We start from the raw sequence: 23,544 nt of genomic DNA, 5'->3' as shown, positions 1-23,544 counted from the left end.
ATGCACTTAATTTGACAATTCAAGATGCTTAATCTAAGTTTTGATGGTAGTAAATAGGCATAAAGCAGGTTGAGTTTTCGGAATTTTCCTAAAATCCTAGTAATAGTAAGGGATTTGTGATAAAATAAACGAGTAAATAAATAAAAGAAGAGGTATGTAAAATGTCACGTAAACCATTTATCGCTGGTAACTGGAAAATGAACAAAAATCCAGAAGAAGCAAAAGCATTCGTTGAAGCTGTAGCATCAAAACTTCCTTCATCAGATCTTGTTGAAGCTGGTATCGCAGCTCCTGCAGTTGACTTGACAGCTGTACTTGCTGCTGCTAAAGGTTCAAACCTTAAAGTTGCTGCACAAAACACTTACTTTGAAAATGCTGGTGCCTTCACTGGTGAAACTAGCCCACAAGTTTTGAAAGAAATCGGTACTGACTACGTTGTTATCGGTCACTCAGAACGTCGTGACTACTTCCACGAAACTGATGAAGACATCAACAAAAAAGCAAAAGCAATCTTTGCTAATGGTATGCTTCCAATCATCTGTTGTGGTGAATCGCTTGAAACTTACGAAGCTGGTAAAGCAGCAGAATTCGTAGGTGCTCAAGTCTCAGCTGCTCTTGCTGGATTGACTGCAGAACAAGTCGCTTCAACAGTAATCGCCTACGAACCAATCTGGGCTATCGGTACTGGTAAATCAGCTTCACAAGACGACGCACAAAAAATGTGTAAAGTTGTTCGTGACGTTGTAGCTGCTGACTTTGGTCAAGAAGTTGCTGATAAAGTACGTGTTCAATACGGTGGATCAGTTAAACCTGAAAACGTTGCTGAATACATGGCTTGTCCAGACGTTGACGGAGCTCTTGTAGGTGGTGCATCACTTGAAGCTGAAAGCTTCTTGGCATTGCTTGACTTCGTTAAATAATTTTAGATAAAGTCGAGGTTTCTCTCGGCTTTTTTATTTTTTGATGAATAGTTTTACAAATAAATCGCTTGGGATAAGACAAATAGTGTGGGTTTGTATAAACGAACGCTTTAGGCCCTATATTTTATGGGTTTAGGGTTTGACAAATAGAATTGGATTGCCCAAAGAGACAGATAATATGCTATAATGAAAGTAGTATAACTAGAGCTCAGATGCTAATAGTCTGTATGCTCCGCATTTTTTCCAAAAAAGGAGAGTTAGAATCATGACTTTTGATGCAATTGACCAAATGGCGGTCAGCACTATTCGTTCGCTTTCGATCGAGGCAATTCAAGCCGCGAATTCTGGGCACCCAGGTCTTCCTATGGGTGCAGCGCCAATGGCTTATGTGCTTTGGAACCATGTGATGAATGTTAATCCAAAGACAAGCCGTAACTGGACAAACCGTGACCGTTTTGTTCTTTCTGCAGGTCATGGTTCTGCCTTACTTTATAGTCTCTTGCACCTTTCTGGCTACGACGTGACAATGGACGACTTGAAGAACTTCCGTCAATGGGGATCTAAGACTCCAGGTCACCCTGAAGTTAACCATACAGATGGTATTGAAGCAACATCAGGTCCTCTTGGTCAAGGAATTGCTAATGCTGTAGGTATGGCAATGGCTGAAGCACACTTGGCAGCTAAATTTAACAAACCTGGTTTTGATATTGTTGACCATTATACTTATGCCCTCCATGGCGATGGATGTTTGATGGAAGGTGTTTCTCAAGAAGCTGCTAGTCTTGCTGGTCACCTTAAACTTGGTAAGTTGGTACTTCTTTACGATTCAAATGATATCTCACTTGATGGGCCAACTTCAATGGCTTTCACTGAAGATGTTAAGGCTAAGTTTGAAGCTTATGGTTGGCAACACATTCTTGTCAAAGATGGTAATGATTTGGAAGCTATTGCTAAAGCAATCGAAGAAGCTAAAGCTGAGACAGATAAACCATCTATTATCGAAGTTAAGACAATCATTGGTTACGGAGCTGAAGGACAAGGAACATCAGCTGTCCACGGTGCTCCAATTGGTCAAGACGGCATTGATCACGCAAAAGGTGTTTACGGTTACGATGCACCAGCATTTACAGTTCCAGATGAAGTCGCACGTCGTTTCGAAGTTGGTATTAAATTCCGTGGTGAAGCTGCTGAAAATGCTTGGCAAACTAAATTTGCAGAATATGAAGCTGCTTACCCAGAATTGGCTGCGGAATACAAGGCTGCCTTTGCGAATGAACCTGCACACGTTGACTTGAATACTCATGAAGTGGGTTCAGCAGTAGCTAGCCGTGTGTCAAGCCAACAAGCAATCCAACAGATTTCTGAACAAGTTCCTTCATTCTGGGGAGGTTCAGCAGACCTTTCAGCTTCTAACAATACTATGGTTAAGGCTGAGTCTGATTTCCAACCAGACAACTATGCTGGACGTAATATTTGGTTCGGTGTACGTGAGTTTGCTATGGCTGCAGCGATGAATGGTATTGCTCTTCATGGTGGTACTCGCGTTTATGGTGGTACTTTCTTCGTCTTCTCAAACTACTTGCTTCCAGCAGTACGTATGGCAGCACTTCAAAACTTGCCAGTAACTTATGTTATGACTCACGACTCAGTAGCAGTTGGTGAAGATGGACCTACTCACGAACCAATCGAACAATTGGCAAGTGTGCGTTCAATGCCTAACCTTAACGTTATCCGTCCTGCAGATGGTAATGAAACTAATGCTGCTTGGAAACGTGCCTTGGCTGAGACTGAACGTCCAACAATGCTAGTTTTGACACGTCAAAACTTGCCAGTCCTTGATGGTACAGCTGAAAATGCTGAAGCTGGTGTCAATAAAGGGGCTTACATTATCTCAGAAGCTAAAGGTGATCTTGATGGTATCATCATTGCGACTGGTTCTGAAGTGAAATTGGCTCTTGATACTCAAGCGGCTCTTGAAGCTGAAGGCGTGCATGTCCGTGTTGTTTCAATGTCATCACAAAATCTCTTTGATGAACAAGATGCTGCATATAAAGAAGAAGTTCTTCCAGCAGCTGTGACAAAACGTTTGGCTATCGAAGCTGGAACTAGCTTTGGTTGGGGCAAATACGTTGGTCTTGCAGGTAAAACACTTACTATTGATACTTGGGGTGCCTCAGCACCTGGTGACCGTATCTTTAAAGAATATGGTTTCACTGTTGAAAATGCAAGTCAACTTTACAAATCATTGTAAGAAAAGAAAGAGCTTGGCTAGTCCAAGTTCTTTTTTGTAAATTTCATACAGAACTTGACTTTTTAGGGCATAGTGTTAGAATAACTGTGTTAGCCGATTTAGCTCAGTTGGTAGAGCAACGCACTCGTAACGCGTAGGTCACAGGTTCGAAACCTGCAATCGGCATGGTCAGAAGTACTCAGATAGAAAAAAGGGGTTTTTAGAAACCTCTGTTTTCTTTTGTCCTTGATTGTTCATTTGAGCTAAAATTTGATAAAATAGAAAGTAAAGAAATCAAAAAGGAAGTATCATGTCAAAAGGATTATTAATCTCAATCGAAGGGCCAGATGGTGCTGGAAAGACTACAGTTTTGGAGGCGCTTTTGCCACGTTTAAGAGAAGTTTATCCAGCTCAAGTCGTGACGACACGTGAACCAGGTGGAGTAGCTATTGCAGAGCAAATCCGTGAGGTTATTCTGGATGTAGATAATACGGCTATGGATGCTAAGACAGAGCTCTTACTCTATATTGCGGCTCGCCGTCAACATCTAGTTGAGAAGGTTTTGCCAGAGCTTGAAAAAGGCAATATGGTCATCATGGATCGTTTTATTGATTCATCAGTTGCCTATCAAGGGACTGGTCGTGGCTTGGACCAGGATGAGATTGCCTGGTTAAATGCCTATGCGACTGATGGGTATAAACCTGATGTGACCCTATTGTTTGATGTGGATTCTGAGACTGGTTTGGCCCGCATTGCAGCCAGCGGCGAACGTGAAGTCAATCGGTTGGATTTAGAGAAGCTTGACCTACATCAGCGTGTACGTCAAGGTTATTTAGATTTAGCACAGGCTGAACCAGAACGTATCAAGTTAATCGATGCCTCACAGGCTTTTGAGGATGTTGTAGAGCAAGCTTGGGAAGTAATTAAAGGCTATTTATAAGGAGCAAGATGAAGTTAGCTGAAAGTCAAAGCAAACTATTTGAAGAGTTTTCACAAATTATCAGGGAAAATCGTTTGAGTCATGCTTATTTGTTTTCGGGTGATTTTGGAAGTCTCGACATGGCTATTTGGCTAGCACAGAGTCGGTTTTGCCTAACTCCTGAGGATGGTCTACCTTGTGGCCACTGTCGTTCCTGTCGCTTGATTGCACAGGGGGACTTTTCTGATGTTAAATTAGTAGAGCCACAAGGACAGATTATTAAGACGGACACGATTCGTCAGTTGACCAGAGAGTTTAGTCAATCAAGTTTTGAGGGGCAGGCTCAGGTTTTTATCATTCGTGATGCAGATAAGATGCATATCAATGCTGCTAATAGTCTATTAAATTTTATTGAAGAGCCTCAAAGTCAGATTTATATTTTTCTTTTGACAGCTGATGATAGTCGTATGTTACCTACGATTAAAAGCCGAGCTCAACTCTTTTATTTTCCAAAGAATCGGGCATATCTGGAAGAATTGCTGCAGAAGGAAGGCTTGTTGCTGACACAAGCCAAAGTGTTGGCGGACTTTGCTAAAGATGATGTTCAGGCTTTAGACTTAGCTAAAGATAATAAGATTCTTGATCTGATTAATACAGTAGAGCGTTTCACACAGTCCCTGCTATCTAATCAGGACCTGCTTTATTTGGACGTTGCAAAACTGGCTGTCCAGTGTAGTGAAAAGTCGGAACAAGAGATGGTCTGGGCTTTTTTAACTTATCAAATGGGGAAGGATATACAAAATCCACAAGCAAGGCGATGGCTAGACTTAGTTTATGAGGCACGAAAAATGTGGCTAGCTAATGTCAGCTTTCAAAATGCAATAGAGTATATGGTATTATCATGACAGAAGTCATTGGAATAAAATTTGAAGAAACTGGAGCAGTAGAATACGTTGTTCCTGATAAAAATTACGCCAAAGATGACTTTGTAGTCGTTTTGGAGAAAAAAGATAAGCGCCTAGCCCAGGTTGTCATGGAAAACACAGATTTTCCTGAGGTTAGTTTGCCTGCGGATTTGAATCGGGTTGAAGGATTGGCAGGGGAGAAAGATTTTGCTAGATATGATGAAAATCTTTTGAAAGCTGAAAAGAGTATGGGAGTAGTGGCTGATTTAATTGCTCAAAATCAGCTAGATATGAAGGTGGTTGATATTGTCTTTCCACTAAATAACTCTTATGTGTTAATCAGTTTTGTAGCTGAAAAACGGGTAGATTTTCGTCAGTTGCTCAAAGATCTGGCTTCTTACTTTAAGACACGTATTGAGTTGCGTCAAATTTCAAGTCGTGAGGAATCAAAAATCTATGGTGGCTTAGGACCTTGTGGCCGAGCACTTTGTTGTTCTAGTTTTTTGGGTGAATTCCCACCAGTATCGATTAAGATGGCTAAAAATCAGAGTTTATCTTTGAATTCTGGTAAGATGAATGGGGTCTGTGGTCGACTTATGTGTTGTCTCAGTTATGAAGATGACTTTTACCGAGATAGCAAGGCGAGTTATCCTGACTTGGGTGATGAAATTGAAACCAAGGATGGCACGGGTCAGGTCGTTGCCATTGATGTGATTGCAGGGACCATTAAGGTTTTATTTGAAAAAGGGCGTGCGCCCCTAACTTATGGAGTGGAGGAAGTTCAGCTAAATGGAAAAGCGTGAATTGTATGATAAATTCGAGGAATTATCACAAAATTTGATGTCGATGTTGGCAGAAGTGGAAGCAATTAAGGCGAACTTCTCAGGGATTCTTGATGAAAATACGGCCCTCAAGTTGGAAAATGACAAGTTGCGTGAGCACTTGAGTCAAGTGGTTCAAGAGGAGACAGGAACTAAAATGTCTCATGGTAAGGTGAACCTCGAGGCTATTTACGATGATGGATTCCATATTTGTCCAGATTTCTACGGCCAACGTCGTGACAATAATGAAGCTTGCGGCTTCTGTGCAGAATTGTTGTACGGAGACTAAACATGCAGGTTCAAAAGAGTTTTAAGGGGCAATCTAGTTACGGTACCCTCTATCTGGTTCCTACTCCTATTGGAAATTTGCAGGATATGACTTTTCGTAGTGTGCAAATCCTGAAAGAGGTGGATCTTATTTGTGCGGAGGACACGCGCAATACGGGTCTCTTGCTCAAGCATTTTGAGATTGAAACCAAGCAGTATTCTTTCCATGAGCACAATGCCTATGAGAAAATTCCAGATTTACTGGAGCGCTTGAAATCAGGTCTTTCTTTGGCTCAGGTTTCTGATGCTGGTATGCCTTCCATTTCGGATCCTGGGCATGATTTGGTCAAAGCCGCCATTGCTGAGAATATTCCTGTGGTGGCCTTACCGGGAGCATCAGCTGGTATTACAGCCTTGATTGCTAGTGGTTTAGCACCCCAACCTCATATTTTTTATGGCTTCCTGCCTCGTAAAAAGGGACAGCAGATTGATTTCTTCAAGGAAAAAGTATCTTATCCTGAGACACAGATTTTTTACGAGTCACCATACCGTGTGGCGGATACCCTTGAAAATATGCATGAGGTCTATGGCAATCGTCAAGTAACGCTAGTTCGAGAATTAACCAAGCTTTATGAAGAGTACCAGCGAGGGTCAATTTCAGAAATTTTAGATTATATTGCTAGTAATCCTCTCAAGGGAGAATGTTTACTGATTGTGGCTGGAGCTTCTGAAAATAATAGGGAAGAAAATCTAACATCAGATGTTACGCCAGTAGAGGCTGTTGAAGCTTTAATTGCTTCTGGCATGAAACCTAATCAGGCTATAAAAACCGTTGCTAAAGAGCGAAAAATAAACAGACAAGAGCTTTATAACCTTTTCCATGGGGTTTAAGAGGCTCTTTTTTTGTGGCGACATAAGATGTCAGAAAAGAAAGAATTATCAAAAAATTCCGTAAATACGCTTGTTTATCTCATATTTTTGTGTTATATTATCTGACATAGAATAATTTGTGAATTGGAGTGGTTTCATGGATACAGGTAGCAGTGCCTTTATATTGATTTGTTCAGCCATGGTTTGTTTGATGACACCGGCCTTGGCCTTCTTCTATGGTGGGCTTGGACGTCGTAAGAATGTTATCAATACCATGATGATGTCTGTTCTTCCCTTAGCTATAGCTTCCCTCTTGTGGATTGTTGCTGGCTACTCGCTTTCTTTTGGCGGTCATGGGAATATCTTCGGTAATTTCAGTCACCTTTTTTTAAATGGCGTGTCTGAAACTGCCTCAAGTCGTGGTCTAACCATTCCTGATATGCTGTTTGCTGCTTTTCAGATGATGTTTTCGATTATCTGTGTGGCGATTTTGACGGGTTCAGTAGTAGGAAGGATGCGCTTTACACCTTTAGCCATCTTTGTTGTCTTTTGGTTACTTCTTGTCTACTATCCATTTGCACATATGGTTTGGGACGAAGGGCTCCTTGCTAAATGGGGGACAATTGACTTCGCAGGTGGTGATGTGGTTCATATTACCTCGGGGGTATCGGCCTTGGTTTTGGCAATCGTTGTTGGTAAACGTCGTGATTTTGGCATTTTAGAACACCGTCCTCATAATGTTCCTTTTGTCCTATTGGGAGCGGGTCTCTTATGGTTTGGCTGGTTTGGCTTTAATGCAGGATCAGCCTTGGCTGCTAATGGCTTGGCAGTGCACGCGCTAGTAACCACCCATGTTTCAGCTGCTGCAGCCATGTTTTCATGGTTGGCAATTGAAAAACATGTCACAGGACATCCATCCTTGGTTGGTGGTTCAACCGGTTTGGTGGCAGGACTGGTTGCAATCACACCTGGAGCAGGTTTTGTTTCAATTTGGAGCGCTATTCTAATTGGTCTTATGGTTAGTCCGATTTGTTTCTATGCTATTTCTGTCTTGAAGAAACGTTTTGCCTATGATGATGCTTTGGATGCTTTTGGTTGCCACGGCGTTGGAGGAATCTTTGGTGGTTTGGCTACCGCGATTTTTACGACACCGGATTTAGCCCTAGATAAGGCCAATATTGGCTTGATTTATGGAAAGGCCCATCTCTTTATTGTGACCATTTTAGCTATTATCTTTACAGCTATTTGGTCTGCTCTTGTGACCTATGGTATTATTAAAGTAATTGCTCATTATATGCCTTTGCGTGTTAGTGACCGTGATGAAGCTATTGGTCTTGATGACTGTGAACACAAAGAGACAGCCTATCCAACCTTTATGGGCTTAGATTCGTAGGAGAATACAGATGAAAAAAGTAGAAGCGATTATTCGTTCGGATAAATTGGAAGATTTGAAAAATGCCTTGACTGGTAGTGGCTTGGCTAAGGGGATGACTGTAAGTCAAGTTCTAGGTTATGGTAATCAACGTGGCTTTGCAGAGTTTGTTCGTGGACAGCGCATTGTTCCTACCTTATTAGCTAAGGTTAAGGTTGAAATTGTAGTTAAGGATATGGCGGTTGACGAAGTTGTTGATGCCATTCGGAGCGCCGTGGCGACAGGAGAAGTTGGTGATGGGAAGATTTTTATTGTTCCTATTGATGATGTTATCCGTATTCGTACAGGCGAACGTGGTGGAGACGCCATTTAATATAATGAAGGCTTAAACCGGTTGGTTTGGGTCTTTTTTAGTGAATTTTGATATACTTAGAGGAGTTAGTATGATTGAGGGGGTGACCGATTGGCAAAAGGAAAAAAGAAAGGTAAGTCTAAAGCTAGACCTAAGAAAACTAAAAAGAAACAGAAGTCTTTCTTGCTCTTTCCTAAATTTTTCCAAAAGTGGAGTCTGATTTTTATTGGCCTATTTGCCTTATTGGGACTCCTAGCTAGTTTGAATTTTCCAAAGTTGACTATGGAAAAAAACATGACATCTACAGATGAGAGGACGGTTGCTTTTATTGCCGAGATTGGCGAGACGTCCCGCTATTTGGCAGCTAGAAACGATCTTTATGCATCTGTCATGATTGCTCAGGCCATCTTGGAATCCGACTCTGGACAATCTACTTTGAGTCAGAAGCCGTCCTATAACTTCTTTGGGATTAAGGGGGACTACAATGGTCAAAGTGTGACCCTACCGACCTGGGAGGATGATGGTAAGGGCAATCCTTACTATATTGATGCGGCTTTTCGTTCTTATGGTTCTGTGGAAAATTCTTTACAGGACTATGTGGATTTCCTTGAGGGGAGCTACTATGTAGGGGTGCACCGTTCCAATACTAAGAATTATAAGGATGCGACAGCTGCCCTAACAGGGGTCTACGCAACAGATACAACCTATGGAGACAAACTAAACAGCATCATTGAACAATACCAGTTAACCATTTATGACACTTATTAGAGAGGTTCGAGCAGCGATGAGTAATTTGAATAAAACAGTTGATTTTATTACAGAAATAGAGAAATTAAAATCAGTAACAAGATTTAATAGAACCCTTGATGGAAGGTTTGAAAATAGTGCTGAGCATTCTTGGCAGGGTGCGATAGCTGCTATGGTTCTTCAAGATTATTATCCTGAAAGATTGAATATGGAAAAGGTAATGTCTATGTTACTGATTCATGATTTAGGTGAGATTTATGCTGGAGATACTTGGGTATTTGATGATGAAAAAAAGCTTCATTCTCATGATAGAGAGCTAGAATCTATAGAAAAAACAATGAGCATCCTTCCAGAAGAAAAATATTTGAATATGAAAAATTCTTGGTTGGAGTTTGAAAAAGGGCAGAGTGCTGAGGCAAGATATGCAAGAGTGATTGACGCATTGGTACCACTGATAAACCACTTGGAAGTGTCAGAATTAAATTATAATCCAGATCATATTAGTTCAGAGATGGTATTAGAGAAGAAAAAATTTATAAAAGATGAGTCTGAAGAGTTATGGAAGTTGACTGAAGAGTTGGTTCAGAAAAGTGTAGAAAAGGGCTTGTATTTATAATATCAATTGGTCCCTACGGATTGGTTTATAGAAGACAAGGGCGTGTCAATTCGGCACGTCTTTTTTGATTTTTCTGTGTTATAATAGAAGTAGTTATATTAGGATTTGAGATGCACACCTCGATGTTTTTTTTGCACTCCCTTGAAAGAGAAATGGTTAGATAGTATGATTAAATTGATTGCAATAGATATGGACGGAACACTCTTAGATAGCCAAAAAGAGATTCCTGCAGAGAATATTAAAGCTATTCAAGAAGCAGCTGCGGCAGGTATCAAAATTGTCCTTTGTACAGGACGCCCACGTTCAGGTATTCTTCCGCATTTTGAGAAATTAGGACTGAGTGAAGAAGAGTACATTATCATGAATAATGGCTGTTCAACTTATGAGACAAAAAATTGGAAGTTGCTTCAATATGAAAGTTTATCTCGCTCTGAGATGGAAGAACTCTTGCAGGCTTGCGAAGACTTTCCAGAGGTGGCTCTAACCTTGACTGGTGAGAAGACTTACTATGTTGTGGGCGATGAAGTGCCTGAGCTAGTAGCTTATGATGCTAGCACTGTTTTCACAGAAGCGAAGGCTAGAAGTTTGGAAGAAATCTTTGCGGAAGGGCAAGTGATTTTCCAAGCCATGTATATGGCTGATTCTGAACCTTTGGACGCCTTCCAAAACGCAGTGCAAGATAGACTTAGTCAAAGCTATAGCACAGTTCGTAGCCAAGACTATATCTTTGAAATCATGCCACAGGGGGCAACTAAGGCCAGTGGACTTAAGCATTTAGCGGAAAAACTTGGAATTGCTCCAGATCAAATCATGGCTCTGGGTGATGCTGCTAATGACCTTGAAATGCTTCAATTCGTCGGTCAAAGTGTTGCCATGGGTAATGCTAGTGACGATATTAAAGAGTTGTGTAAGTATGTGACCTTGACAAATGACGAGGCAGGCGTAGCCCACGCTATTCGTACTTGGGCTTTATAAGAAAAAGACCTTTAGCTTCTATCTGCTAAAGTTTTTTCGATTTCGAATAATGGCAATGAGGGTAGTTAGTGTGATAGTGACGTCAGTGATGGCAGCGGGGTAGGCCTTAATGGTCAAATCGTAAATGAGCCAAAGTAACATATTCTCAATGATGACCCAGCGAAGCCACTGAAGGTTTCGTGTGATGGCAATGGCTAAACTATAAGAGACTGAAGAGATGATTGGCAGATAGCCAATAAGTCCAAGCTGATTGAGATAGGATCCTACGATGATTTGAATAATGATGAGGATGGTCAAGATAGCCTTGGTCATCTTCTTTTTGACCATCAAGCTATTACGTATAATGGAAATACTAATGGTTAAAGCACCGGTATACCCCCCTAGAAGCAGGTTCGCAATAGCAGTAAAAATGTAGTCGGTAATTTGCCAGACCAGCATCTTATTTTTTGATTTTGCAAAAGAAGATATGGCGACACATAGGGCACCTATGGCTGAGAATACTTGTGCTAGAAGATAGATTGTCATGGTATAACTTTCAATTTTTGTCTCCATTATATCACAAGGATTCAAGATATTTTCATCTCTTTTTTAGGATTTACAGCGCTAATATGTTAGCGTTTACATTAGAAAATGATATAATAAAAGTGTAAAAGAGATTGTTCCTTTAAAAGTAGAGAGAACCTGATGTTTCCTTGTAACATAGGTCCTATCTTTACTTTTTACGAAAGACTAGAAATGAGGAAATGATTATGAAAAACAAATTTTCCCAAGCAATCGTGCTTTCCATGGTTACCCTTTCCTCAGTGGCTTTGCTGACGGCCTGTTCCAGCCATAAGGAATCGAGTTCAGCAGATAAGACGCCTAAGAGCAGCCAGGTGACCTCATCAAGTAAGGCTAAAACATCTAGTAAAGATAGCGGTAAGACTAGCAATTCTAGTGCTAAGGTCAAGGAGTCTTCGGGTTCAAAGACGGAATCTTCAAGTACGCAAAGTAGTCAAAAGGCTTCTGCCCCAAGTTCAAGTAGTAGTCAGTCTCAGTCATCATCTTCAAAGAGTTCATCAGTTCCCTCAAGCAGCCAGTCCCAAGCTCCTAAATCTTCAAACGAGAGCCAGTCTTCAGCCAGTCAATCCCAAGCGCCAAAGAGCTCAAGTGATAGCCAAGCTTCAAGTAGTCAATCTAGCAGTCAAGCTCAATCTAAAACGGATACGCAAGTAACCACCGTGGATATGGATGTGAGTGCTGTAGCGCGTGGTCAGTTTGATAGTATTGCTGGTACTTGGAAGTCCAGTGATGGCAGTCGTCTGGTCTTTAACAACACTAGCCTAGTAGGAGATATCACTGCCCAAGGTCAAGCGACAGTTCACAATTATGTGCACCCGAAAGATAATTATCAAGAGGGCTCAGGTAAGTATGATGCCACCCTCTCAAGAGATAGAGGGGACACTTCTGGTATTGTTGGCGATATTAGTTTTGTCTCTAAAAAGGCAGCTATTTCTGGTCCCAGCTACGAACAAGATACCATTCAAGTAACTAGTACTGGTGGAACAAAGGTCTACTTTAAAGAATCAGACATTGTGACATTACCTAAAGATGTGACGGTTACTGACAATCAACTTCCAATTGATGGTGGTATTGCAGAATCTGGCAGCTACACGCTTGCCAAACGTACAGCCGTCAAAAATACTCCTAGTGATACGGCTCCAGTTGAATTTTACTTAGAAGCAGGCGATAAGATTAACTTTGATATGAAGGTTACTCAAGACGGTCATAGTTGGATTTCTTACATCAGCTATAGTGGTGTTCGTCGTTATGTTCAAGTGGATTAATGAGACATCTAGAAAGGTCAGATTTTCTTCTGATCTTTCTATTATTTTGTGGAAAAAGTCTTGTCTATTCCCTAATAAATCGATACAATAGAAAGGTCGGTTTTACCGAAAATTTTTAAATAATGAGGACAAAAATGTGTCAGTAAATTGGCAAGATATTGCGTTTTCTTTCCTCGGTGGTTTGGGGCTTTTCCTCTTTAGTATCAAGTACATGGGAGATGGTCTTCAACAAGCAGCCGGAGATAAGTTGCGCTTTTACATCGATAAGTATACCAGCAACCCGTTTTTAGGAGTTTTGATTGGTATTGTCATGACGGCCTTGATTCAGTCGAGTTCAGGGGTTACCGTTATTGTCGTTGGTCTGGTTTCGGCAGGGCTTTTGAGTCTTCGTCAGGCTATTGGGATTGTCATGGGGGCAAACATCGGTACAACCGTAACTTCCTTCATGATTGGTTTCAAGCTTGGTGACTATGCCCTTCCAGTGATTTTCCTGGGGGCTGCGCTTCTCTTCTTTACAAGCAATAAGAAGCTCAATAACCTAGGTCGTATCTTGTTTGGTGTAGGGGGGATTTTCTTTGCCCTTAACCTCATGGGAGATGCGGTTGAGCCTTTGAAGTCAGTTACAGCCTTTAAGGACTACTTGGCGACACTTGGTAATCGCCCAATCATGGGAGTTATCATTGGTTCTGGTTTGACTATGTTGATTCAGTCATCAGCAGCGACCATCGGTATTCTTCAGAGTCTCTATTCAGGTGGTTTGCTTGACCTACAAGGTGCCCTTCCGATCCTCTTTGGGGATAATATCGGGACAACTATCACAGCGGTTCTTGCGGCCCTTGGTTCAAACATTGCAGCTAAACGTGTGGCAGGGGCTCACGTCCTGTTCAATGTTATTGGGACGGTCTTGTGTTTGATTCTCTTGGTACCATTCACAGCCTTGATTCAATGGTTTAAATCTGTGCTTGGTTTGACACCAGAGATGACTATCGCCTTTGCTCACGGTACTTTTAACATTGCAAATACTATCGTTCAATTCCCATTCATCGGAGTTCTAGCTTACCTTGTAACTAAGATTATTCCTGGTGAAGATGAGATTAACAAGTACGAAGCACTCTACTTGGACCGTTTGCTTATTACACAAGCACCAGCTATTGCCCTTGGTAATGCTAAGAAAGAATTGGTACACTTGGCGTCATACGCCATCCAGTCTTTGGAAGCTTCCTATGCTTTCTTTGCTAAGGGAGATGAGAAATACTTCGATAAGGTTGAGAAGTATGAAACAGCAGTTAATAGTATTGACGAAGAGTTGACAACTTACTTGATTGACATCTCTAACGAATCTCTAAGCGTTTCTGAAAATGAAGTGTTGGCAAGTGTGCTTGACTCTGTTCGTGACTTGGAGCGCATTGGTGACCTTGCAGTTGCAAGTGCAAACCTTTCACAACACATTCATAATAAGGGAATTGAATTTTCTGATACTGCCAAGGCTGAGCTTGCGGATGTTTACAACCGTACTCACCGCATCGCCCTTGATAGTATTCGTGTGGTTGTAGATGATGACAAGGTACTTGCAGGTCAAGTCATCCTTCGTCATGAAGAGTTGGAAAAACTTGAAAAACAATTGCGTAAAACACATACCAAACGTCTTAACAATGGTGAATGTACTGCACAAGCAGGTATCAACTATGTTGATTACCTCTCACATTACACACGTATCGCAGACCATGCGATTAATCTTGTTGAAAAGGTTACAGAAGGTGTGATTTAATAGAGAAAGTCGAGAAAATTTCTCGGCTTTTTTGATATAATGAAAGCGTATTAAGAATATAGAAAAATGATGAGAGGTGGTCCTATGACCTATTATATTTCAGCCAAACGTTTTTACTTTGAAAATAAAATCAAGGAAGGTGGCTACCTAGCGATTGTGGATGGTCGTTTCGGCGATTGGTCGGAAAATGTACCAGAAGGTGCAGAGGTGCTGGATTACAGTGATTATCAGATTGCTCCGGGTCTTGTAGATACTCATATTCATGGATTTGCGGGTTATGATGTCATGGATAATTCTGAGGAAAGTCTTCTAGGCATGAGTCAAGCCTTGCTTTCAGCAGGTGTGACCTCTTTCTTACCGACAGCCCTAACAGCGCCATTTGAAGAGTTAAAGGCTATTTGCCAAACAACAGCTAGTACGGTTGGTAAGGAAAATGGTGCCAAAATTCAAGGGCTCTTCTTTGAGGGACCTTATTTCACTGAAACCTATAAGGGGGCTCAAAATCCTAAATACATGGGCAATCCAAGTGTGGAACAATTGAAGGCATGGCAGGAGGCAGCTCAAGGAAAATTGATTAAATTGGCTCTTGCCCCTGAACGTGAGGGAGTATCTGAATTTATCCAGGAAGCAACCAAGCAAGGCGTAACTATTGCTCTAGGTCATTCCAATGCCACATATGAAGAAGCCATGGCAGCAGTGGAAGCCGGGGCATCCGTTTGGGTTCACGTCTACAACGGAATGCGTGGTTTTACACATCGTGAGCCTGGTATGGTTGGAGCAGCCTTCGATAGTCCAGAAACGATTGGTGAGTTGATCGCAGATGGGCATCACGCGGTCCCTGCAGCTTGTAAGGTTCTTATCAAGCAAAAGACACCTCAAGGAGTTGCCCTTATTACGGACTGTATGTCAGCGGGAGGACGTCCGGATGGCGACTATATACTGGGTGAACTTCCTGTCATCGTCGAAAATGGTACTGCCCGCCTCAAAGAAGGTGGTAACCTAGCTGGATCTATCCTACAACTTAAAGACGGTGTTAAACATGTGGTTGACTGGGGACTTGTGACGGTTGCTCAAGCTCTGCAGATGGCAACTAGTGTTCCAGCTAAATCGGTTGGGCTTGAAAAGATTTGCGGAAGCCTAAAAGCAGGTCTACCAGCTGATTTTATCGTCTTAGATGACTCCTTGGACTTACAAGCAACCTATATTGATGGACGAAAAGGTTGGAAAAAATAAGAGTATAAGTAGCACTTTCTGTTGAAGGTGCTATTTTTAGTTGATTTTTACAAAGGTGTTAGAGTAGTGTAAAATAGAAATACTTTGTATTTTACAGGAGGTAATATGTCAAAACGTATTTGGAGCATTGCTCTGGCCTATGTCGGTGTAATGATTGGTGCAGGAGTATCTTCAGGACAGGACCTCTTACAGTATTTTGTTAGTTTTGGAGCTTGGGGATTGATGGGTGTCATTGTCCTAGGAATTCTGCATGTTGGCTTTGGGCGACTCATGATTGCTCTGGGAAGTTATTACCGCTCAGATGATCATTCGGTAGTCCTGGCAGAAATCAGTCATCCTGTGATTTACCGTATTTTGGATATTGCTTTGATTATCACTTGTTTCCTGTTTGGTTTTGTGATGACGGCAGGTGCAGGGGCTAACCTAAATCAACAGTTCGGCTTTCCGATTTGGGTAGGTGCTTTCCTGTGTACAGCTCTGACTATCTTTGTGAGTTTTCTAGATTTCAAAAAAATCATCGGTGTTATTGGAGTTTTTACCCCTATGATTTTGGTTATGATTGCCATGATATTCGTGACCAATGTTTTAGGTCGTCATTGGGATTTTGCTGAGATGGATAAGGTGTCGCAAACCATTCAATCGCCCTTTCCGAGTATTTGGCTGTCTGTGGTTAACTATTTTGCCGTTTGTGTCATGTCAGCCATAGCCATGGCCTTTGTCATGGGTGGCTCTATTCTCAAAATCAATGAAGCTGAAAAGAGTGGGGCCTGGGGAGGATTCGTGGTTGGTGTGATTTTCTTCGTCACGACCTTGATTCTCTTTGCTAACAGTGATAAAATTGCTAGCTCAGATGTTCCTATGTTGGCTATTGCTAAGGAAGTGAACCCTATCTTTGCGACACTCTACGCCTTAGTCATCTTTGGTTTGATTTTTAATACCGTCTTTAGTCTCTACTATGCCCTTGGGAAACGCTTCTCAGCAGGTAGTGAGAAGCGCTTCAAGTTCTTTGTGGCTGCATTTGCCCTTGCTGGTTTCGCTATTTCCTTCATGGGCTTCCGTCAACTGGTAGCAGTTATGTATCCTATTATCGGTTATTTGGGAATGCTGATGCTGGTTGTGCTGGTTGTGGCTAGCTACCGCAAAAAAGCTAAAATTCGTAAGGAGAAGGAAATTCGAAATCATCTCTTGTCTATCGTTGAGAAAGCGTATGATCCAGATCAAGACTTAACCCATCAGGACAAGAAAAAGGCCGAGGAACTTCGAGATGCCTCAATTATTGATAATGATATTCTCCATGAAGACTCTCATGCACATGTTCGTCAGGAAATGGGAATCAGTAAGAAGGATTAGAATTTTATTTTACAAGTTTCCCTAATTCTGCTATAATACTGACAAGAAAGAAGGGCTTATGGCGTTTTTCTAGCGAGCTTGGGACAGTGAGAGCCAAGTAGAGCAAAGTAGGCAAGTGGCGCTTTCTCTCAGCAAAGAGCTGAAGACAAATAGATAAAATGAAGTAATAAATTAGGGTGGAACCGCGTTTCTGACGCCCCTAGGTCAAATGACTTAGGAGCAGAGACACGGTTCTTTTTGTATCCTGAGTCACAAGAAACTTTATGAATAAGGAGTAAATAATGTCTAAAAAATTGACTTTCCACTGCGTCAGTGGCAGATACTTCCTTATAGTCGGACTGCCCCACGCTCAGCACTAGGGTGCCTGAGCTAGACGCAGTACTAACTCGTCTTGCCTCGTATAATCGACGAGGCAGACTCGTGTCGCAAGAAATCATTTAAATCAAGGAGTATTTAATGTCTAAGAAATTAACATTTCAAGAAATTATTTTGACTTTGCAACAATACTGGAATGACCAGGGTTGTATGCTCATGCAGGCTTATGATAATGAAAAAGGTGCGGGAACAATGAGCCCTTACACTTTCCTTCGTGCCATTGGTCCTGAGCCATGGAATGCGGCTTATGTAGAGCCATCACGTCGTCCAGCTGATGGACGTTACGGGGAAAACCCAAACCGTCTTTACCAACACCACCAATTCCAAGTGGTTATGAAACCATCACCATCAAACATCCAAGAACTCTACCTTGAGTCATTGGAAAAATTGGGCATCAATCCTTTGGAACACGATATTCGTTTCGTTGAAGATAACTGGGAAAACCCATCAACTGGTTCAGCTGGTCTTGGTTGGGAAGTTTGGCTTGACGGTATGGAAATCACTCAGTTCACCTACTTCCAACAAGTTGGTGGTTTGGCAACTGGTCCGGTAACTTCTGAGGTCACTTACGGATTGGAACGTTTGGCTTCTTACATCCAAGAGGTAGATTCTGTTTACGATATTGAGTGGGCTCCAGGCGTTAAATACGGAGAAATCTTCCTTCAACCAGAATATGAACACTCAAAATACAGCTTTGAAGTTTCTGACCAAGATATGCTTCTTGAAAACTTCGAAAAATTTGAAAAAGAAGCAGGACGTGCTTTGGAATTGGGCCTTGTTCACCCAGCCTATGACTACGTTTTGAAATGTTCACACACCTTCAACTTGCTTGACGCTCGTGGTGCTGTTTCTGTTACAGAACGTGCCGGCTACATTGCCCGCATCCGTAACTTGGCCCGTGTAGTAGCCAAAACCTTCGTCGCAGAACGCAAGAAACTCGGTTACCCACTTCTTGACGAAGCCACACGCGCAAAACTCCTAGCAGAAGAGGAAGAATAAAAAAGAGTTACAAGAATGGAAAATGGGCAAACACAGTGAGCCCACATGGCTACCCAGAGGCAAGTCGAAGACTTGCTAAAGGGATAGGCACCGCCGTACTGGTATATGGGGATTTTTGAAACGTTAGGTTCAAAAATCAGTTGGCTAAATCCACTTTGATGAGACTGTTGGAAATCGATGCCAAGGAGACAGAAGATTTCCCTACAGCCTCACAAAGTTAGTTAGCGACGTCCCCAGTACCTAAGGTGCCTATCAAAAAAAAGAATTTTGTAAAGGAAAAAACATGACAAAAAACTTATTAGTAGAACTTGGACTTGAAGAGTTGCCAGCCTACGTTGTCACACCAAGTGAAAAACAACTCGGTGAGAAAATGGCAGCCTTCTTGGATGACAACCGTCTTTCATACGAAAGCATTCAAACCTTCTCAACACCACGCCGTTTGGCTGTCCGTGTGATTGGTTTAGCAGATCAACAATCTGATTTGACTGAAGATTTTAAAGGACCTTCTAAGAAAATCGCCTTGGATGCAGATGGAAACTTCTCAAAAGCAGCGCAAGGATTCGTCCGTGGAAAAGGCTTGACGGTTGACGATATCGAATTTCGTGAAGTCAAGGGTGAAGAGTACGTTTATGTCACGAAGCACGAAGCTGGAAAACCAGCTAAAGAAGTTTTGACTGGCGTTCCAGAAGTGCTTGCTTCGTTGACCTTCCCTGTCAGCATGCACTGGGCCAACAACACCTTTGAATACATTCGCCCAGTTCACACCTTGACAGTTCTTTTGGGCGACGAAGCGCTCGACCTTGATTTCTTGGATATCAAGTCAGGTCGTGTGAGTCGTGGACACCGTTTCCTTGGACACGAAGTGGAAATCACCAATGCAGATTCCTATGAAGAAGACCTTCGTACCGTTTACGTGATTGCGGATAGCAAAGAACGTGAAAACATGATTCGTGAGCAAATCAAAGCCATCGAAGCAGGACAAGGTGTTCAAGTTCAAATCGAAGAAGGACTTTTGAATGAAGTCTTGAACTTGGTCGAATACCCAACTGCCTTCATGGGAAGCTTTGATACTAAATATTTGGACGTTCCAGAAGAAGTCTTGGTGACATCAATGGAAACGCACCAACGGTACTTTGTTGTACGTGACCTTGATGGTAAACTTAAACCAAACTTCATCTCAGTCCGTAATGGTAACGCTGAGCACTTGGAAAATGTTATCCGAGGAAATGAAAAAGTCTTGGTGGCACGTCTTGAAGATGGTGAATTCTTCTGGCGTGAAGACCAAAAACTTAAGATTGAAGACCTCGTTGCTAAATTGGCCAACGTGACCTTCCATGAAAAAATTGGTTCTCTTTCAGAACACATGGCGCGTGCTGGTGTTATTGCAGCGTCATTGGCTGAGCAAGCTGGTTTGACTGCTGAAGAAACGGCAGCCGTCGCTCGTGCAGCTGAAATCTACAAATTTGACCTCTTGACGGGTATGGTCGGAGAGTTCGATGAATTGCAAGGAATCATGGGTGAAAAATACGCTCTCCTTGCTGGTGAAGATGCTGCGGTTGCGACAGCTATCCGTGAGCACTACCTTCCTGATTCAGCAGACGGAGCTCTTCCAGAGACTAAGGTTGGTGCTATCCTTGCGCTTGCAGATAAATTGGATACCCTCCTTTCATTCTTCTCAGTAGGCTTGATTCCATCAGGTTCCAATGACCCATATGCGCTTCGTCGTGCAACACAAGGGATTGTTCGTATCTTGGATGCTTTTGGTTGGCATATCCCTATGGATGAGTTGATTGACAGCCTTTACGGACTTTCATTTGATAGTCTTTCATATGATAATCAAGCAGAAGTCATCAACTTCATCAAAGCGCGTGTGGACAAGATGATGGGACGCACTTCAAAAGATATCAAAGAAGCCGTTCTTGCTGGTTCAAACTTTGTCGTGGCTGATATGCTTGAAGCAGCTGACGCCCTCTCAGAAGCTGCTAAGGCGGATGGCTATAAGTCTGCTGTTGAATCACTCTCACGTGCCTTCAACTTGGCAGAAAAAGCAGATGCTTCAGTAGTAGTCGATGCTAGTCTCTTTGAAAATGATCAAGAAAAAGCCCTTGCTAAAGCGATTGAAGAGCTTGAATTGACTGGTTCAGCTAGTGATAAATTGGCTCAACTCTTTGCTCTTAGCCCAGTCATTGATGCTTTCTTTGACAATACTATGGTTATGGCAGAAGATGAGGCTGTTAAAAACAACCGTTTGGCCCTTCTTGCAGGTCTTGTAGCTAAAGCTAACGCTGTTGCAGCTTTCAATCAATTGAATACAAAATAATGACCTGATGACAGGTAGAAAGTAGGTCTTATTATGACACCTGAAAAAATCGCTCGTATCAATGAGCTTGCTAAAAAGAAAAAAACAGAAGGTTTGACTCCAGAAGAAGAAGTGGAGCAAGCAAAACTTCGTGAAGAATACATTGAGGGCTATCGTCGCTCAGTTCGTCACCATATCGAAGGAATTAAAGTGGTTGACGAAGAAGGTAACGATGTGACACCTGAAAAACTACGTCAAGTACAACGTGAAAAAGGCTTGCATGGCCGTAGCCTCGATGATCCGGAATCATAATAACCATTAACAAGGGTTTGGAGCTTTCCAAGCCCTTGTTTTGAAGTGTAAAATTCTGAATATTCTGTATAAATTTTTGACCGATTATGCAAAAAATGGTAAAATATAAGTTATGTTAAAAAATGGCATGATTCAATGAGTCGTGCTCAATAGAATTGGAGTGAAAAAAATGTCGCAAAAGCAACATCATAAAGACGACGACAACCAGACTGAAAATGGGATGGTACGTGGTCTTCAAAACCGTCACGTCCAGCTGATTGCCATCGCTGGTACGATCGGTACAGGTCTCTTCCTTGGGGCGGGGCGTTCCCTTTCCCTAACAGGACCTTCAATCATCTTAGTATATATACTAACTGGTATCTTCATGTATCTTATGATGCGAGCGATCGGTGAGATGCTCTATATGGATCCTGACCAGCACACCTTTATCAACTTTATTACCAAATACCTTGGTAAGGGCTGGGGATTCTTCTCGGGTTGGTCTTACTGGGTATCACTGATTTTCCTTGGAATGGCAGAAATTACGGCCGTCTCGACCTATGTGCAATATTGGTTCCCAAGTTGGCCTGCTTGGCAGATTCAGATTATCTTCCTGATTATCCTGAGTTCGGTTAACCTGATTGCGGTTAAGATTTTCGGGGAAGTTGAGTTTTGGTTTGGGATGATCAAGATTATCACCATTCTTGCTCTTATCGCAACAGGCATCTTTATGGTAGCAACCAACTTTGAAACCCCTGCTGGACATGCTAGCCTTGCCAATATTACACACGGCTTCCAGATGTTCCCTAAAGGTTGGGTAAGCTTTGTTATGACCTTCCAAATGGTCTTCTTTGCTTACCAAGCCATCGAATTTGTAGGGATTACAACTTCTGAGACAGCAAATCCACGTAAGGTTTTACCAAAGGCAATCAAGGAGATTCCGATTCGTATTGTCATCTTCTATGTGGGTGCCCTCATTGCCATCATGGCTATCTTCCCATGGCAAAAACTTCCAGTTAATGAATCACCGTTCGTAACGGTCTTCCAAATGGCTGGTATCAAGTGGGCAGCAGCCTTCATTAACTTTGTTGTCTTGACAGCAGCGGCTTCATCATTGAACTCAACACTTTACTCTACAGGTCGTCACCTCTTCCAAATTGCTAAGGAAACACCAAATAGTAAAGTCATGAAAGCTTTGAAGCTAGATACTTTGTCACGTAATGGTATTCCTTCATGTGCTATCATTGTTTCAGCTATTGTAGTATGTGTTTCAGCCTTCATCAATGTCTTGCCTGGTGTATCTGATGCCTTCGCTTTGATTACTGCATCATCATCAGGGGTCTATATTGCCATCTATATCTTGACCATGCTTGCTCATCTCAAGTACCGTAAATCTCAAGAGTTTATGGCAGATGGATTCCTTATGCCAGCTTATAAGATTCTTAATCCATTGACAATCCTTTTCTTCATCTTCGTCTTTGTTTGTCTCTTCTTGCAAAAGTCAACAGTTGTCGGAGCTATTGGGGCAGCCATCTGGATTGTCGTATTTAGTATCTATAGTAACTGGAAACACAGTAAATAAATCAATTTAGCTCACCTTTATGGTGAGTTTTTTGTTGCAAAAAAAGGAGACAAGGTGTCCCGGTAACTATTTATGCAATACTTTCTTGGTTTCCATGGTGAAAGAAGCCACCTAAGAGGCCCTTGCTACGATGGAAAATAGCAGGCTTATGATCGTTGTGTGAACGACCATTAACATCAAGTTTAGCCCATTCAAGAGCCTGGTAGGCATTTCGATCTGAAACTGTAGATGTCCCAATATAGCTATAGATACCTGCCTGAGCAAGAATAAACCCTTGCAGTTGGCGAATATGCTCATCATTGAGGGCTTCGGAAAAATGAATCTTAACTGTCTTATAAGTTAAAGCTTGGACAGACTCGACGATTGGTGACTCTGCTAAGAGGTGCAAAAGTTCTTGATGCTTAGTAAAGTACTTATCATAGTCCATTGGAAGAATGATAGTATGGGCAATCCAATCTTCCAAGTTGGCTTTAGCTTTTTTACTGAGACCTTTTGCTGTGATACTGAGATCATCTATATTGAAAGGAAGCTGGTTGATGTGAGCAGTGTTTGAACCATATGCCTTTCTGAAAAGCGGTGTACTTGATAGAATATGTCCAGTGGGAGAAATAATAGCCAAGGCAGTTTCCTTGGTTTGGTAACCAAGCTCGTGACATTCCATACTAGCGTATGTGTCTTTAAATTCAATAATTGCTCTTGTTTTCATCGTGTAACTCTCTTTCTGTTAGTTTATAAACTAACAATAGTTTATCATGACTTATAATCTTGGTCAAGATTTTACCTTCAAAAACAAAAAAATATTTTTGTAAGGGCTTGCAAAAATATTT

At 41.9% G+C, this 23,544-nt stretch carries 22 protein-coding genes and 1 tRNA gene; 21 read left to right on the top strand and 2 right to left on the bottom strand.

Annotated elements, in window-relative coordinates; all coding sequences use genetic code 11:
* Nucleotides 1–161 precede the first annotated feature (161 nt).
* The 13 genes from tpiA (at nt 162) to HMPREF2877_RS06570 (ending at nt 10,994) form a co-directional block, all read left to right on the top strand.
* Nucleotides 162–920, top strand: coding sequence for a triose-phosphate isomerase (gene tpiA / locus HMPREF2877_RS06630; protein WP_002890214.1), 759 nt, complete (start codon nt 162–164; stop codon nt 918–920).
* Between the two features lie 265 nt (nt 921–1,185).
* Nucleotides 1,186–3,171, top strand: coding sequence for a transketolase (gene tkt, locus HMPREF2877_RS06625; RefSeq protein WP_070579290.1), 1,986 nt, complete (start codon nt 1,186–1,188; stop codon nt 3,169–3,171).
* 92 nt (nt 3,172–3,263) lie between these two features.
* Nucleotides 3,264–3,336 (top strand) — tRNA-Thr (locus HMPREF2877_RS06620).
* A gap of 124 nt (nt 3,337–3,460) precedes the next feature.
* Nucleotides 3,461–4,090 (top strand): dTMP kinase, encoded by a 630-nt coding sequence (gene tmk / locus HMPREF2877_RS06615; RefSeq protein WP_013991005.1) that lies wholly within the window; start codon nt 3,461–3,463, stop codon nt 4,088–4,090.
* Nucleotides 4,091–4,098: 8 nt separating this feature from the next.
* A complete protein-coding gene (locus HMPREF2877_RS06610) occupies nt 4,099–4,974 on the top strand; it encodes a DNA polymerase III subunit delta' (protein ID WP_070579287.1) in 876 nt (291 codons plus the stop codon).
* Nucleotides 4,971–5,777, top strand: coding sequence for a regulatory iron-sulfur-containing complex subunit RicT (gene ricT, locus HMPREF2877_RS06605; protein WP_049529414.1), 807 nt, complete (start codon nt 4,971–4,973; stop codon nt 5,775–5,777). The genes HMPREF2877_RS06610 and ricT overlap by 4 nt, the downstream gene beginning before the upstream one ends.
* The gene (gene yabA, locus HMPREF2877_RS06600) at nt 5,764–6,084 is read left to right on the top strand and encodes a DNA replication initiation control protein YabA (protein WP_002887582.1); all 321 of its coding nucleotides are present in this window, start codon (nt 5,764–5,766) and stop codon (nt 6,082–6,084) included. Before ricT ends, yabA begins: the two co-directional genes overlap by 14 nt.
* Nucleotides 6,085–6,086: 2 nt before the next feature.
* The gene (gene rsmI, locus HMPREF2877_RS06595; protein ID WP_049553887.1) at nt 6,087–6,953 is read left to right on the top strand and encodes a 16S rRNA (cytidine(1402)-2'-O)-methyltransferase; all 867 of its coding nucleotides are present in this window, start codon (nt 6,087–6,089) and stop codon (nt 6,951–6,953) included.
* 136 nt (nt 6,954–7,089) lie between these two features.
* Entirely contained in the window at nt 7,090–8,325 is a 1,236-nt protein-coding gene (locus tag HMPREF2877_RS06590) for an ammonium transporter (protein ID WP_013991001.1), read from the top strand.
* Nucleotides 8,326–8,335: 10 nt separating this feature from the next.
* A complete protein-coding gene (locus HMPREF2877_RS06585; RefSeq protein WP_002886165.1) occupies nt 8,336–8,677 on the top strand; it encodes a P-II family nitrogen regulator in 342 nt (113 codons plus the stop codon).
* A 90-nt stretch (nt 8,678–8,767) separates the two neighbouring features.
* On the top strand, nt 8,768–9,424 hold the full coding sequence (locus HMPREF2877_RS06580) for a glucosaminidase domain-containing protein (RefSeq protein WP_004183048.1): 657 nt from the start codon (nt 8,768–8,770) through the stop codon (nt 9,422–9,424).
* Between the two features lie 16 nt (nt 9,425–9,440).
* Nucleotides 9,441–10,019 carry an HD domain-containing protein gene (locus HMPREF2877_RS06575; protein WP_004183046.1) on the top strand — a complete coding sequence of 193 codons (579 nt, stop codon included), beginning with the start codon at nt 9,441–9,443 and terminating at the stop codon, nt 10,017–10,019.
* 165 nt (nt 10,020–10,184) lie between these two features.
* Nucleotides 10,185–10,994, top strand: coding sequence for a Cof-type HAD-IIB family hydrolase (locus HMPREF2877_RS06570; RefSeq protein WP_013990999.1), 810 nt, complete (start codon nt 10,185–10,187; stop codon nt 10,992–10,994).
* 18 nt (nt 10,995–11,012) lie between these two features.
* Here HMPREF2877_RS06570 and HMPREF2877_RS06565 read toward each other — a convergent pair whose 3' ends face one another.
* Nucleotides 11,013–11,519, bottom strand: a complete 507-nt coding sequence (locus HMPREF2877_RS06565; protein WP_070579296.1) for a YgjV family protein — start codon at nt 11,517–11,519, stop codon at nt 11,013–11,015.
* A 224-nt stretch (nt 11,520–11,743) separates the two neighbouring features.
* On the opposite strand from HMPREF2877_RS06565, the gene HMPREF2877_RS06560 reads away from it, so the two are divergent.
* The 8 genes from HMPREF2877_RS06560 to HMPREF2877_RS06525 all read left to right on the top strand — a co-directional run bounded on the left by HMPREF2877_RS06560 (nt 11,744) and on the right by HMPREF2877_RS06525 (nt 22,717).
* Nucleotides 11,744–12,820, top strand: coding sequence for an SH3 domain-containing protein (locus tag HMPREF2877_RS06560; protein WP_070579284.1), 1,077 nt, complete (start codon nt 11,744–11,746; stop codon nt 12,818–12,820).
* A gap of 136 nt (nt 12,821–12,956) precedes the next feature.
* Nucleotides 12,957–14,588 (top strand): Na/Pi cotransporter family protein, encoded by a 1,632-nt coding sequence (locus HMPREF2877_RS06555; RefSeq protein WP_070579281.1) that lies wholly within the window; start codon nt 12,957–12,959, stop codon nt 14,586–14,588.
* 84 nt (nt 14,589–14,672) lie between these two features.
* Nucleotides 14,673–15,821, top strand: coding sequence for an N-acetylglucosamine-6-phosphate deacetylase (gene nagA, locus HMPREF2877_RS06550; protein ID WP_070579293.1), 1,149 nt, complete (start codon nt 14,673–14,675; stop codon nt 15,819–15,821).
* 105 nt (nt 15,822–15,926) lie between these two features.
* Nucleotides 15,927–17,171, top strand: coding sequence for a YkvI family membrane protein (locus HMPREF2877_RS06545; protein WP_070579278.1), 1,245 nt, complete (start codon nt 15,927–15,929; stop codon nt 17,169–17,171).
* Between the two features lie 456 nt (nt 17,172–17,627).
* Nucleotides 17,628–18,545 (top strand): glycine--tRNA ligase subunit alpha, encoded by a 918-nt coding sequence (gene glyQ, locus HMPREF2877_RS06540; protein WP_002886077.1) that lies wholly within the window; start codon nt 17,628–17,630, stop codon nt 18,543–18,545.
* 283 nt (nt 18,546–18,828) lie between these two features.
* A complete protein-coding gene (gene glyS, locus HMPREF2877_RS06535) occupies nt 18,829–20,865 on the top strand; it encodes a glycine--tRNA ligase subunit beta (protein ID WP_070579274.1) in 2,037 nt (678 codons plus the stop codon).
* A gap of 33 nt (nt 20,866–20,898) precedes the next feature.
* Nucleotides 20,899–21,156 carry a DUF896 family protein gene (locus HMPREF2877_RS06530; protein ID WP_002886085.1) on the top strand — a complete coding sequence of 86 codons (258 nt, stop codon included), beginning with the start codon at nt 20,899–20,901 and terminating at the stop codon, nt 21,154–21,156.
* A gap of 169 nt (nt 21,157–21,325) precedes the next feature.
* Entirely contained in the window at nt 21,326–22,717 is a 1,392-nt protein-coding gene (locus tag HMPREF2877_RS06525) for an amino acid permease (RefSeq protein ID WP_070579271.1), read from the top strand.
* A 70-nt stretch (nt 22,718–22,787) separates the two neighbouring features.
* On the opposite strand, the gene HMPREF2877_RS06520 is transcribed toward HMPREF2877_RS06525, so the two are convergent.
* Nucleotides 22,788–23,423 (bottom strand): hypothetical protein, encoded by a 636-nt coding sequence (locus HMPREF2877_RS06520; protein WP_045001888.1) that lies wholly within the window; start codon nt 23,421–23,423, stop codon nt 22,788–22,790.
* Between the last annotated feature and the right edge of the window lie 121 nt (nt 23,424–23,544).

The sequence above is a fragment of the Streptococcus sp. HMSC072D03 genome (genome assembly GCF_001812855.1).
In the GTDB taxonomy this organism is placed as follows: domain Bacteria; phylum Bacillota; class Bacilli; order Lactobacillales; family Streptococcaceae; genus Streptococcus; species Streptococcus salivarius_D.
Note: the sequence above shows the minus strand (reverse complement) of the source record. Positions and strands in the feature narration are given on the sequence as shown.

Bases quoted from the DNA above. Each gene is read 5' to 3' on its own strand.
- HMPREF2877_RS06520 (WP_045001888.1), bottom strand. From the start codon at position 23,423: ATGAAAACAAGAGCAATTATTGAATTTAAAGACACATACGCTAGTATG.
- yabA (WP_002887582.1), top strand. From the start codon at position 5,764: ATGGAAAAGCGTGAATTGTATGATAAATTCGAGGAATTATCACAAAAT.
- HMPREF2877_RS06545 (WP_070579278.1), top strand. From the start codon at position 15,927: ATGTCAAAACGTATTTGGAGCATTGCTCTGGCCTATGTCGGTGTAATG.
- HMPREF2877_RS06610 (WP_070579287.1), top strand. From the start codon at position 4,099: ATGAAGTTAGCTGAAAGTCAAAGCAAACTATTTGAAGAGTTTTCACAA.
- tkt (WP_070579290.1), top strand. From the start codon at position 1,186: ATGACTTTTGATGCAATTGACCAAATGGCGGTCAGCACTATTCGTTCG.
- HMPREF2877_RS06525 (WP_070579271.1), top strand. From the start codon at position 21,326: ATGTCGCAAAAGCAACATCATAAAGACGACGACAACCAGACTGAAAAT.
- glyQ (WP_002886077.1), top strand. From the start codon at position 17,628: ATGTCTAAGAAATTAACATTTCAAGAAATTATTTTGACTTTGCAACAA.
- rsmI (WP_049553887.1), top strand. From the start codon at position 6,087: ATGCAGGTTCAAAAGAGTTTTAAGGGGCAATCTAGTTACGGTACCCTC.
- tpiA (WP_002890214.1), top strand. From the start codon at position 162: ATGTCACGTAAACCATTTATCGCTGGTAACTGGAAAATGAACAAAAAT.
- ricT (WP_049529414.1), top strand. From the start codon at position 4,971: ATGACAGAAGTCATTGGAATAAAATTTGAAGAAACTGGAGCAGTAGAA.
- glyS (WP_070579274.1), top strand. From the start codon at position 18,829: ATGACAAAAAACTTATTAGTAGAACTTGGACTTGAAGAGTTGCCAGCC.
- HMPREF2877_RS06575 (WP_004183046.1), top strand. From the start codon at position 9,441: ATGAGTAATTTGAATAAAACAGTTGATTTTATTACAGAAATAGAGAAA.
- HMPREF2877_RS06570 (WP_013990999.1), top strand. From the start codon at position 10,185: ATGATTAAATTGATTGCAATAGATATGGACGGAACACTCTTAGATAGC.
- HMPREF2877_RS06590 (WP_013991001.1), top strand. From the start codon at position 7,090: ATGGATACAGGTAGCAGTGCCTTTATATTGATTTGTTCAGCCATGGTT.
- HMPREF2877_RS06585 (WP_002886165.1), top strand. From the start codon at position 8,336: ATGAAAAAAGTAGAAGCGATTATTCGTTCGGATAAATTGGAAGATTTG.
- tmk (WP_013991005.1), top strand. From the start codon at position 3,461: ATGTCAAAAGGATTATTAATCTCAATCGAAGGGCCAGATGGTGCTGGA.
- HMPREF2877_RS06560 (WP_070579284.1), top strand. From the start codon at position 11,744: ATGAAAAACAAATTTTCCCAAGCAATCGTGCTTTCCATGGTTACCCTT.
- nagA (WP_070579293.1), top strand. From the start codon at position 14,673: ATGACCTATTATATTTCAGCCAAACGTTTTTACTTTGAAAATAAAATC.
- HMPREF2877_RS06565 (WP_070579296.1), bottom strand. From the start codon at position 11,519: ATGACAATCTATCTTCTAGCACAAGTATTCTCAGCCATAGGTGCCCTA.
- HMPREF2877_RS06530 (WP_002886085.1), top strand. From the start codon at position 20,899: ATGACACCTGAAAAAATCGCTCGTATCAATGAGCTTGCTAAAAAGAAA.